We start from the raw sequence: 12,015 nt of genomic DNA, 5'->3' as shown, positions 1-12,015 counted from the left end.
GATGAAACGATAGCAGTAAAAGATAAAATATTGAGTAAGGCTGAACATGAATGGGAAAATTATAAAAAATATATAGATGAGAAAACTATTGATTTTAGTGATGCTTTTCGTGCTCTAAAAAATAATTATGAATTGATAATAGAGGAAAAAAAAGGGATAACAAATAGTGACTTGGAATCATCCAATAAAATTGATACTTTGATAAACGAAATTCTTCTACCGTTAAAGTACTTAATCAAGCACTCTGCTTTTCAGGAAGAGCAAGAGTGCCGCATGATATATGTAACTTCTTTGAATGCACCTGAAGTTAAGATGGTAAATAAGAAGTTTTTATTTATTGAGTATGAAGCAGATGTAAAAGAAAGCCTTGATAAAGTTTATATTGCACCTGCCGCGCGAGATTATCAAATGTATTTAGCTTGGCTACTTAGAGATAAAGATATTAAAATCGAACTTTCTAACAATCCTTACCGTCAAACTTAATATCTTTTAGTAGCATGTGTGATACAGGCCAAAACACACGCTATTAACTTCTACTCCGCCATCTCACCATGCGCCTTTGCGTCACCTTTCTTACCATCTGGCTGAATCACGATAGGCAGCACCAGTCCTTTGGCAAAGTCATCAGACAGCACATAGTCATAGCGACTGGCAGCGACATCGGGCGTGGTATGAATGATAAGCGTCATCTCATTACCATCGGTTAGCTCATGTGAGACATAGGTTTCGCTCAGCTGATCCAAGGCTTTCGATAGTGCTTCATTACTTGCCATGCTCACCGTCAGATTATGCTGAGCGGTTGCAGCGTCCACTTTGAAGTAATCTGCATAGTCTCGGACGTTTTGACTATCGATCGCAAACGGGTACTTATAGTTGGTAGGGTCAGCAGGCTTTTCACCACTATCTACCAGTGACCAGTCGATGGTGTCGGCTGCTGGTGCGGATGGATCTGCTGCTGTCTCCGCATTTTGCTCAGTGGCCTCGACGGAATCGGTAGCGTTATCGCAGCCTGTCAGCGCCCACATACTTGCCGTTGCAATTACCATCATATTTATCAGACGCTTTGCCATCGAGTTACCCTTTTGATTGTTGGTCATGATTGATTTGCTATTTTGACAGCTTTCTTTGTGCTTCTCTAGCGAAATACATCAGATGGTAAGTTTTGATATAGTCTAATCCTCTATAAAAGAATGATAGCGTTAGCCTCGCTTGCAGTATCACAGTTATATCTGCACTCGGCTGCCTTATACCACTTTTAAATTGAATCAACTATATAGTCAAGTCTATATAAATCCGCTATATCGTCATCCTCGCTAAGCATACTAATGTATAACTTGCACTCGGTTTCTTTGTGTCGAAATTATATTGAACTGACTATACAACTATCTATCTGATACTATTTTTTATAGCCGTCTTTATACACGTATCAAACAAACACGCATAAAAAAGCAGCCACTATATAATGACTGCTTTTTGTCTATTACAACTATTTGTCTATTACGATATGAGCGTATCTCTAACTGATTAGATTTGGCAATTTACTTGGTATTCCTTACCGTCAGCCCATTTCATCGCAAAGATACCTTTGTCACCTTTCATGTGCCATGCATAGACGACTTCTGGGTTTGAATCATTTACATAGCTTGCAACTTCGCCTTTCACTTTACCGTTTAGGATGATTGGCTGCTCAGCCCATTTTACTTTTGGCAAGGTAGCGTTGAGCATCACTTGTTCTTTGTTGATAGATTGCTTTGCCATGATTTTGCTGTCATCGGTACAGGTGTATGGTGCTGGTGCCATACGATCATAGGCAGCGGTTACTTTCTCTGGAACTGGCGTATCAGTTGCATCTGGGGTAGTTGGTGCGGTAGTGGCACAAGCGCTCAATAGGGCAAGGACTGGTAGGGTAGTCGCAATTTTAGTTATCATTTTCATAGTGCTCTCCAAAGCTTTTCGCTGATGTCATTTACTTGTTCTTAATGATGCGTTTAGCATATGAGGGTTATAGTAGCGAAAACGAACCATTTCAATGTTAGAAATTGTTCGTTACCTGTTAGCTTCGTTACCCAACCGCTGTCTAATGTAACTTGTAATCTGCGACATGCTGAAAAGTAAGCCGTATTAATTCTGAGATGCGCAACTATAAAATCAGCGCATAAAAAAGCGTCTATCAACGAGTGGCTGATAGACGCTTTTTTGTTTTACTTAACACGCTCTATATTGAGCATGCACTTTTATACTATAAACACTACCTGCTATGACACTACTTGGTTTTACGTGGTGGCAGACCAGTATGCTGAGTCTGGAAATTGCCTTTGCTAACTTTCTTCTTACTGTTTTTACCGACAGCATTTTTACCTGCTGCACCTTTAGCTGACACACTGTTGTTTGACGAGCCATTACTGCGCTTCACTGAGTCATTGCCAACACGGCTATTCTTTTTGCGCGCTGATTGATAAGTATCTTGCGCGGCATCACGCCCTTCTAAACTGGCGTTAAATGGTGGAATCAAACAACCACGGTTTTTACCAATCAAGTCACTACGACCCATGTCTTGTAAGGCTTTACGTAGTAGTACCCAGTTTTTTGGATCATGATAGCGTAAGAACGCTTTATGCAATTTGCGCTGCTTGCCAGACTTGACGATATCCATGTCACCTTCATCACGGCTGACCTTATGTAGCGGATCTTTATGCGTATGGTACATGGTGGTCGCGGTCGCCATTGGACTTGGATAAAACGCCTGTACTTGGTCAGCACGGTAGCCATTACTTTTGAGCCAAAGCGCAAGGTTCATCATATCTTCATCTTTGGTTCCCGGATGGGCAGCGATAAAGTAAGGAATCAGATATTGCTCTTTACCTGCTTCTTGGCTGAATTGCTCGAACATGGCTTTAAATTGATCATAGCTGCCCATGCCAGGTTTCATCATCTTCGATAGCACGCCTTCTTCAGAGTGCTCAGGCGCAATCTTGAGGTAACCACCGACGTGATGACTGACCAATTCTTTCACATATTCAGGATCTTTTACTGCCAAGTCATAACGTAAGCCTGAAGCAATCAGGATTTTTTTCACGCCTTTGATATCACGTGCCTTGCGATATAGCTTGGTCAAATTACTGTGATCGGTAATCAGGTTTTCACAGACATCAGGATAGACACAAGATGGCTTACGGCAGTTCTTCTCAATGGTCTCATCTTTACAGCTGAGGCGATACATATTGGCAGTCGGGCCACCAAGGTCAGATATCACTCCAGTAAAGTTCGGTGCGGTATCGCGAATCGCTTCTACTTCACGCAAGATTGAATCTTCTGAACGGCTCTGGATAATACGGCCTTCATGCTCAGTGATCGAACAGAATGTACAACCACCAAAACAGCCGCGCATGATATTGACCGAAAATTTAATCATGTCATAAGCAGGGATACGCGCATCGCCATAGCTTGGATGCGGCAGGCGTGCATATGGCAAATCAAACACATAATCCATCTCTTCAGTTGAGAGTGGCACTGGTGGCGGATTGAGCCAAACGTCGATAGAGGTATGCGAGTTACCAGCACCGCTACTATGACGCTGTACGAGCGCACGGGCATTACCTGGATTGGTCTCTAGATGCAGGATACGACTCGCATGAGCATAAAGCACAGGGTCAGATTTGACATGCTCATAGTCAGGTAAACGAATGACGGTTTTTTCACGTGGTGGCATTTTTAGCTTATGCTTACGTGCGGTCATTGGCTTATCAAAGCCGCGCATTTGCACCACTTGCGTTTCTTCGTCGACTTGCTCAGCGTTGATAACTTTATTGGCAACTGGTTCTGCGACAAAGCCTTTATACTGCGACGACATTGATGACATGGCTTGGCCAACAGGCGAGTCCGATGGTTTGCTCTGCTCAATTGAACAGCTATCAACGTCTTCGGTCATCACATAAGGGTTGATGATTGGATCGACACGGCCGACGGTATCGACATCATTACTCGCAACCTCAGTCATATCTTCTTGCCAGTGGCGACGAGTCGGGGTCAATAAGTAAGCAGTACCGCGCAATTTGCTCATTTGCTCAAAGCTATAGCCTTTAGACAGACCATGTACCACATCGACGATCGCACGCTCAGCATTACCATACAGTAAGACATCAGCACGCGCATCCAGTAAGATACTACGGCGCACTTTGTCTGACCAATAATCATAATGAGCAATACGGCGTAAGCTACCTTCGATACCGCCTAAAATAATAGGCACATCAGGATAGGCTTCACGGCAGCGCTGGCTATAGACGATAGCTGCGCGGTCAGGGCGTTTGTTTGCCACGTTGCCTGGAGAGTAGGCATCATCGCTACGGATTTTGCGATCGGCGGTATAGCGGTTGATCATGCTGTCCATGTTGCCCGCGGTCACACCGTACGCATAGACAGGTTTGCCCAGTTCCATAAAGGCGTCTTTGCTCTTCCAATCTGGCTGAGCGATGATACCAACACGGAAACCTTGCGACTCTAATAGACGACCGATAATCGCCATACCAAAGCTTGGATGATCGACATAGGCATCACCTGAGATGATAATGACATCACAAGCATCCCAGCCCAGATCGTCCATCTCTTTGCGGCTCATCGGTAGATAAGGCGCTGGCTCGTAGCAGCTCGCCCAGTGTTTGTCATAATCATAAAGTGGCTTGGTGCCTTGTTTAAAGGCAGTGCGGGCGATGGTATCGGCAGACATGGGCGGACCTGTTAATTAGAAAAATGGCACTAAAAACACAGCCCTTATTACCCAATGATAATAAAGGCGAATTTAAAAGCGCTCATTTTAACATGAATCGCCTTCACTATGCGACCTATTCTATGAGGGACGATTGCCGATAAGTTATTGATAGCGCGAGATAAACTGCTCATGCAAAGTAAGCTATCCGCACAGCAAAATAATGGCAAAAACAGTCTAGACAGAACAGTCACATTATCAGTTCAATCAAACTTACTTCCAACAATCATTCTTTATCTTAGTTCAACTTTTAACCACGTCCACGCAAGCATAATTATCAAAATACCGACTTAGCTGATACTGGTCATTTGTTTTCTTATATTTATGACTTTCTTTAATTTCTAATAGTGGATTTTGGCACAAGTTTTGCTCCACCCCTGTTAGGGCTTATTTGTGTGCATCAATGAGTAAAAATAGTGCACAGATAACATTTGAACGGATAGATAAGTGTTTGGAGATAAAATGAGAACATCCTCTGGTGGACTGGACACGATAAAGACATTATTAAAACTATTAAAATCATTAAAACTATTGCTAAGCAATAGGCTGGTGCTAAGTACATTATCGTTTGCAATGATGGGTAGCGCCCAAGCCGCTGAGACTGACACATTGACCGTGGCGCAGCTGCTCGAATATCAAAATATCGCTTGGATTATCTGGGGCGGGGTATTGGTGTTCTTTATGCAGGCAGGTTTTGCGCTACTTGAGAGCGGTTCAGTACGCGCAAAGAATGCGGTAAACGTGATGATGAAAAATTATACTGACATGTGTATCGGCGGTCTGGCGTTCTACTTGGTTGGTTTTGGGCTGATGATGGGTACCAATCACTCCGGATTTGTCGGCACGGATCACTTTATGCCAGTCGCCTTATCTAATATGGATTGGGCACTGATGTTCTTTCAGATGATGTTTGCAGCGACAGCGGTGACGATTGCTAGTGGTGCAATGGCAGAGCGCGTTTCCTTTATAGGTTATGCAGTGGCGGCATGTTTGATTTGTTTGTTTATCTATCCTGTGTTTGCCAGTTGGGTGTGGGGTGGTTACTTCGGCGGGACAGGCTGGCTAGCTGAGCTTGGTTTTATTGATTTTGCTGGTTCTACTGTCGTGCATTCTATCGGTGGCTGGTTGGCCTTGGCAGGTATCTTGGTCATTGGTCCAAGGTTAGGCCGCTTCGCACCTGATGGTACGCCAAGACTCATCGCAGGGCATAACATGACGTTGTTAGCGCTTGGTGGATTTATCTTATGGTTCGGCTGGTTCGGCTTCAATGCTGGATCGACATTGTCTATCACTGGCAATATTGGTTTGATCGCAGTCAATACTTTTGTCGCAGCAGTCAGTGCGGTGGTGAGCTACATGCTGATCTCTCGATCGCTTAATAAAGCTATTTTGCTGAGCGATAGTGTCAATGCCAGTTTGATTGGTTTGGTATCTATTACCGCAGGCTGTGCGACCACAACACCTATATTTGCCATTCTCATCGGTGCGGTTGCTTCCGTGGTTTATATCTTATCGTCGCAAGCGTTATTAAAATTCAAAGTAGACGATGTAGTCTCGGCAGTGGCAGTACATGGCTTTGGCGGGGCATGGGGTACGCTCGCTGCAGGATTGTTTTATACAGGAGATTTGTTTAACTTATCACGGCTTGGTGTACAAGCGCTGGGTGTCGGCGTGGCGTTAGGCTGGGGATTGGGATTGGGTCTAGTGATGTATAAGCTGATCGATTTAAGCTTTGGGTTAAAAGCTAGCCGCTTACATGAGCAGCGCGGCCTTGATTATACCGAGCACGCAGAGCTTGGTTACCCTGAATTTCAAAAGCAAATGTTTGATTCCAAGAGTTTAACCGAGCGGCATTTATAGGAGAGAGCTGATGAATATTGATACTCAATCCGTAGACCAAGCTGTGACTGCGATGGCAGAGGTGCTTGCCGACTATCTACACCCTGAAGAGGTGCGGCTGCTCAAATCACAGTGGCAGCGATATTCGACAGTCTCTGTGAAAATGATGCAGCAGTGCGTCTTAGATGCGACACGGCGCTATCCTGAGCTGCAAGCTTATAAGTCTGATATTAGGAAAGGCTTTTGGGCTACGTTGCAAGCGGATAGTCAGCAGACAGTCGAGGCTGATAATCACAATGGTTATAATAGCCATAATGAAACAGTCAAAGCGTCAGTCCCTGTCTCTGAGTTGGTTTTGGCGTTTTATACTGTCATAGAAGCGCTGCGCAGTCAGCTATCAGAAACAGAAAGTCGCAACTTATTTCTGACCATGCACCAAACTGTTTCGCAAGAGCGCACCTTCAAAGGGCATAGTCTTAACATCAGTCAATTTTTGGAAAGCAATCGCCCGTCCGTACCTGATAACGAGCACCTATTAAATAATTTGATGCAGCTGGCTTATGTGTGTTTATGCGATGTTGCAGGTCCTGTCGAAGCAGATGAGATGATGTTTCGAGCGGCAGAAACAGCGAAACAAAACCACTCGAAAATATTGGTCGAGAAGTTATTTTAAAATATTAAGCTGGCACGTTACGATTGAGAATAGAATACCTTTCGATAACGTGCCTTATATAAAGGAGCTTTTATAACGTAGATTTCATAATGTAGCTTTCATGACATAGCTTTCATAACGTACCTTGAAACTTGATACTAGGCGATGAGCGGTCTAATAGTTAACTATCTAGTCCAATAACTGAAGCGGGAAAGTAACCACGTCAAAGGCGAGGGCAAAGGGTAGTAAGACCAGTTTTTGTACGCCATTTGGACCGCTACGAGTGACGACATCCTGCTGAGTTTGTGTATAAAAACTCACCGTATATGGTTTAGTCAGTGCGCGATAGTTTGACTGAATCAAACCTAAGTTACTAACTTGCGGATAGATAGCGCCTTTGACAGGAACGCTAAAACAAAAGCGCTGAGCATTGATACGTTGATCACTCGCTGAGGTGCACTCTTTACCATTATTTTGCAAAAAGAACTGATAGTCTGAACGCCCAAACTCATCTTTTAATTTAGCATAAGACAATTTCATCTCACCTTGGAAGTACCCATCATTATTGGGTACATGAAAGCTCATGTCGTTATCCACTTGAATGTTTTTTTGAGACAGATTACTCAGTAAGTTCACCATTTCTGTCCCACCTTGGGTGAGAACGTAGCTGTTCTTCTCTCCTACGATAACCATTGACGCGTTTGGCATTTTTGGTAACGCCTGCGCAGGACGACCAAAAGCAACAATTTGATCTTCAGACAGTATTTGCTTTGTTGTGTTCGTGGTGACATGTCCACTATTGTCTAACAATGAGCTGGTCGCACAGCCTGAGCTGGCTAGTACCGTAGCAAACAGAGCGCCTGCTATTGCCGTTTTTGAATTTAATGGTTTTGGGTTTAACGATTTTAGTAACTCTTGCATATTCTTCTGAGTAGCATTTGTGTGGTCAGTCATGATTAGGCTTCCTTGTCTAAAAAATGGGCTTACGAAATGAGTGATTAAAGCTTAATTTCCATCAAATATTTGGTGATATCGTACAGGGTTTAGAGGCAACTTAGCTACTCATCATCCATTGTCATATGATAGGCAACTTCAGCTTAGACTGATTAATTATAATTAATCTAGCGTGATTTTGGTTCCACTCTTAGTAAAGTTCATCACAAACTGGCTTTTGAAATTGCGTACGTTATTTTCGTAAGTCAGTAAGCTGCGAGTGAACTGATGATAGTCGCTCATATTCTTGGCATTGACCATCAACATAAAATCAAAATCGCCCGATACTTCATAGCAGCTCATGATTCGTGATTGCGCATCCATCAGGCGCTCAAATCGATGCTGCATTGAGGTATTAGAGCGCTCCATTTCTATCATTACCACTGCTGTCAGACCGTAGCCCACTTTGTCAGGATTGACGATGGCGACTTGTTTGGTAATCACGTCACTATCTATCAGCGCCTGTATACGTCGCTGCACCGTCGCAATAGATACATGCACCCGCTCTGCGACAGTTTTAAGCGGTAATGTCGCATCATCTTGTAGCAAGTTCAAGATAGCTTTATCAATATTATCTAAAGTATGGCTCATATCAGGACATCCTTAACAGCAGAGTTTTCTATTGTTTTTTATAAATATTATCACTAACAATACTAATATAAGAAAATAATGATTTATACGATAATTATTTGAAATTTTTATTCATCAATGAACTTATATAGAGATAATATATCAAAGCATCCTAGTAAAATAGACCATACCAATTAGAGCCACTTTAAAATAAGAGCTAGCAATTGGTTTTTTATAATCTATTAATAGCTACGGTGCTTATCATGTCTATCTCAATGCTCTCCAATGTATTCGCTAATACGCTAGCAACGACTGTTGCACGTTTGCCACTACCTGCGATTTGGACGACAGGTAGCGCACAACAACGCACTCTAATACTAGGAGTGTCTTTTGCCATATTATCCAATGTGCTATTTGGCGTACTCTATGCGTATAGCAGTTTTTTGTCGCCATTATCAGGGACGCAAGTTTTTATCTGGCGCATGCTCGCGATGTGGGCAGCGTTGGTCGGATACCTGATGGTAAGTGGGCGTCTGGGATTGCACATTGATAAATTGAAAGTGTTAAAAGGCGCTAAGCAGTGGGCTTGGCTGCTATTACCTACACCGATATTCCTTAGCCAGTTTTGGTTATTTATGTGGGCGCCAGTTAATGGGCAAGGTGTGCAAACCGCGATGGGATACTTCTTATTCCCGTTAATGATGGTGGTGTTTGGTTGTGTCCTCTTTGGCGAAAAACTAAGCCGTTTGCAATGGTTGGCAGTGGCCTTTGCCGCACTGGGCGTTGGTAGCGAAGTTATCCGTACGCAAAGTGTCTCTTGGGCGACGCTATGGGTATGCGGTACGTATCCTGTTTACTACATTTTACGCCGACTACAGGGTATCGGTGCAGTAACTGGTTTATTGGTTGATTTAACGATATTTGCGCCCTTTGCGCTGGCTTACTTGTTCTTCTTTGCCCCAAGCAGTTTGGTATTGGTTAGCGGCTCTGGGTTCTTTATCATAATGCTAATAGGTTTGGGTGTGCTCAGTGTCTTGGCGATGAAGACTAATATTGATGCCAGTCAAATGCTACCAGTCAACGTGTATGGAATGATGAGCTATTTGGAACCTGCGTTGCTATTTATCTTGGCAGTAACTGTACTAGGCAACCCATTTGAGTCAGCGATGATCTATAGCTATGGTATGATTTGGTTAGGTATTGCGTGTTTGATTGCTCATGGTGTTAGGCAATTACGTCAGGCTAGTAGAAAGACAGCAGCGTCTCTAGAAGAGCAAATGGCATAGTAGAATGGATTGCTAAATGCTTGTATGAGTTGTTATTGGTAGCTAAAGCTGGACGGTAATATTTATAGATATCGTAGACAACAAAAAAGGACGGCTCAGTAAACATTGAGTCGTCCTTTTTTATATAGATTAAATAACGCTTAATCTAAATGCTGTTTGAAACCGCGCTGCTTATCACGTTCCCAGTCACGATCTTTTAGCGTTTTACGTTTGTCATGTTGCTTTTTACCCAGTGCTAGGCCAATTTGGCATTTCACCAATGAGTTTTTCCAGTAACAAGACAGCGGTACACAAGCGTAGCCTTTCTGGTTGATTGCCCCAGATAGTTTTTCGATCTCACGACGGTTCAGCAGCAGTTTACGGGTACGAATACTGTCTGGACTAACGTGTGTTGAGCTTGATAGCAATGGCTGAATGTGCGCACCAAACAAGAAGGCTTCATTGTTGCGGAATATGACGTACGCTTCAGTAATCGTCATTTTTCCTGCGCGAATGGCTTTGACTTCCCAGCCTTGTAATGCCAGTCCTGCCTCAAAGGTTTCTTCGATAAAATACTCATGACGCGCCTTTTTATTGGCGCAAATCTGATTATCTGGCTTTTTTGATTTTTTTGACATAATTTCTCCATAAGGATGACCTAAAAAACAGGCTCCTTATTTAATCAGTCCCACTAATTCCTCATCCTAATCCAATAACTAGTATTGTTTTTTATTTCGATTATGAGATGGATGAGTCGAACTGCCTATTGTATCAAAGCCTCTGATGAAAAGGTAAATCGGCTGTTAGGACAAATGTAGCAGATAAGTATTAAGTTTGAGCAAAATTTGCTAGCATATGGCCTAATATCACCGATTATATCAGTCATGCTATGAGCCACTCTATTTCTCCCAATTCCTCAAAGCTACATACCAAAATTCTATACCCTGGTACCTTTGATCCTATTACTAATGGTCATGTAGATTTGGTCACACGCGCCGTCAAGCTATTTGATGAGGTTGTTATCGCGGTTGCCTCAGGCCATCATAAAAAACCCTTGTTCAATTTTGAAGAGCGCGTTGCTTTGGTCGAAACCGTATTTGCAGATTTACCGCAGGTATCTGTCATTGGTTTTGAAGGGCTGCTTGTTGACTTTATGCGTGAGAAAAATGCCACGGCAGTTTTGCGTGGCTTGCGTGCAATGTCAGATTTTGAGTACGAGTTTCAGCTAGCCAATATGAATCGTGAGCTTGATGAAAACTTTGAGGCAGTATTTTTGACCCCATCTCAAAATTACTCATTTATCTCATCTACCATGATTCGCGAAATTGCTAAGCTTGGCGGTGACGTCAATAAATTCGTTCCACCTTGTGTTTTGCAAGCATTCGACAAAAAGTTAAATATTAAATAAAAAATGTTGCATCAAAGATATGCTGCTAGCACTTGCTAAAATAGCAAGGAGCAGCCATATAGGAATAGGGCATGTCCCTATTTTAAAAATAGTGATAAAAATTAGATAAATCGCAGGCAAACAAGAAAAATAGTGCAGACAATATCGAGATATTGAGCAGTTATTTGTCCCCGTTTGTCAAAGATTTAGCCATTTTTAGCCCATTTATTGATAAACGTTTGAATTAGGGACAAGCCCTAATACGAGTAAAAATATAAGGAACAGTTCATGGCACTATTAATCACTGATGAGTGCATCAACTGTGATGTGTGCGAGCCTGCTTGCCCCAATGAAGCCATCTCAGAAGGGGATGATATCTATGTCATCGACCCTGATCTATGTACAGAATGTGTCGGACATTTTGACGAGCCACAATGCGTTGTGATTTGTCCAGTCGACTGTATTCCTCACGATCCCAATCATGTTGAGACTGAAAGCGACCTGCTATCTAAATACAAACGTATTACGGGTCAATAAAGTATTTATA

12 protein-coding genes are annotated in these 12,015 nt (G+C 42.8%); 6 read left to right on the top strand and 6 right to left on the bottom strand.

The window, feature by feature from the left end:
- The first annotated feature begins 30 nt into the window (after window positions 1-30).
- Window positions 31-483: a hypothetical protein gene (locus ACI2IW_RS05975; RefSeq protein ID WP_404693020.1), complete on the top strand. Its 453-nt coding sequence runs from the start codon at window positions 31-33 to the stop codon at window positions 481-483.
- Between the two features lie 50 nt (window positions 484-533).
- Here ACI2IW_RS05975 and ACI2IW_RS05970 read toward each other — a convergent pair whose 3' ends face one another.
- From ACI2IW_RS05970 to ACI2IW_RS05960, 3 genes are all read right to left on the bottom strand, one after another.
- On the bottom strand, window positions 534-1,097 hold the full coding sequence (locus ACI2IW_RS05970) for a hypothetical protein (protein WP_404693019.1): 564 nt from the start codon (window positions 1,095-1,097) through the stop codon (window positions 534-536).
- A 427-nt stretch (window positions 1,098-1,524) separates the two neighbouring features.
- A complete protein-coding gene (locus ACI2IW_RS05965) occupies window positions 1,525-1,935 on the bottom strand; it encodes a hypothetical protein (protein WP_134292608.1) in 411 nt (136 codons plus the stop codon).
- A gap of 328 nt (window positions 1,936-2,263) precedes the next feature.
- On the bottom strand, window positions 2,264-4,723 hold the full coding sequence (locus ACI2IW_RS05960) for a YgiQ family radical SAM protein (protein ID WP_404693018.1): 2,460 nt from the start codon (window positions 4,721-4,723) through the stop codon (window positions 2,264-2,266).
- A 612-nt stretch (window positions 4,724-5,335) separates the two neighbouring features.
- Here ACI2IW_RS05960 and ACI2IW_RS05955 point away from each other — a divergent pair.
- Window positions 5,336-6,622: an ammonium transporter gene (locus tag ACI2IW_RS05955; RefSeq protein WP_404693316.1), complete on the top strand. Its 1,287-nt coding sequence runs from the start codon at window positions 5,336-5,338 to the stop codon at window positions 6,620-6,622.
- Between the two features lie 10 nt (window positions 6,623-6,632).
- Window positions 6,633-7,274, top strand: a complete 642-nt coding sequence (locus ACI2IW_RS05950) for a hypothetical protein (RefSeq protein ID WP_404693017.1) — start codon at window positions 6,633-6,635, stop codon at window positions 7,272-7,274.
- A gap of 168 nt (window positions 7,275-7,442) precedes the next feature.
- On the opposite strand, the gene ACI2IW_RS05945 is transcribed toward ACI2IW_RS05950, so the two are convergent.
- Together ACI2IW_RS05945 and ACI2IW_RS05940 are read right to left on the bottom strand one after the other, a co-directional pair.
- Window positions 7,443-8,207, bottom strand: coding sequence for a hypothetical protein (locus ACI2IW_RS05945; protein ID WP_404693016.1), 765 nt, complete (start codon window positions 8,205-8,207; stop codon window positions 7,443-7,445).
- A 162-nt stretch (window positions 8,208-8,369) separates the two neighbouring features.
- Window positions 8,370-8,837 carry an Lrp/AsnC family transcriptional regulator gene (locus ACI2IW_RS05940; protein WP_404693015.1) on the bottom strand — a complete coding sequence of 156 codons (468 nt, stop codon included), beginning with the start codon at window positions 8,835-8,837 and terminating at the stop codon, window positions 8,370-8,372.
- A 242-nt stretch (window positions 8,838-9,079) separates the two neighbouring features.
- Here ACI2IW_RS05940 and rarD point away from each other — a divergent pair, with 242 nt between their 5' ends.
- Complete coding sequence (rarD, locus tag ACI2IW_RS05935) at window positions 9,080-10,102, top strand: EamA family transporter RarD (RefSeq protein WP_404693014.1); 1,023 nt, start codon at window positions 9,080-9,082, stop codon at window positions 10,100-10,102.
- A gap of 140 nt (window positions 10,103-10,242) precedes the next feature.
- On the opposite strand, the gene smpB is transcribed toward rarD, so the two are convergent.
- Window positions 10,243-10,719: an SsrA-binding protein SmpB gene (smpB, locus tag ACI2IW_RS05930; protein ID WP_057758370.1), complete on the bottom strand. Its 477-nt coding sequence runs from the start codon at window positions 10,717-10,719 to the stop codon at window positions 10,243-10,245.
- 251 nt (window positions 10,720-10,970) lie between these two features.
- Between smpB and coaD the strand changes: the two genes are divergently transcribed.
- Both coaD and ACI2IW_RS05920 read left to right on the top strand, forming a co-directional pair.
- Complete coding sequence (gene coaD / locus ACI2IW_RS05925) at window positions 10,971-11,489, top strand: pantetheine-phosphate adenylyltransferase (RefSeq protein WP_102078894.1); 519 nt, start codon at window positions 10,971-10,973, stop codon at window positions 11,487-11,489.
- Between the two features lie 267 nt (window positions 11,490-11,756).
- Window positions 11,757-12,005: a YfhL family 4Fe-4S dicluster ferredoxin gene (locus ACI2IW_RS05920; protein ID WP_021814308.1), complete on the top strand. Its 249-nt coding sequence runs from the start codon at window positions 11,757-11,759 to the stop codon at window positions 12,003-12,005.
- Window positions 12,006-12,015: the final 10 nt, after the last annotated feature.

Source organism: Psychrobacter sp. NPDC078501 (assembly GCF_044900935.1).
Lineage (GTDB): Bacteria > Pseudomonadota > Gammaproteobacteria > Pseudomonadales > Moraxellaceae > Psychrobacter.
This window is presented reverse-complemented; position numbering and strand designations above follow the sequence as displayed.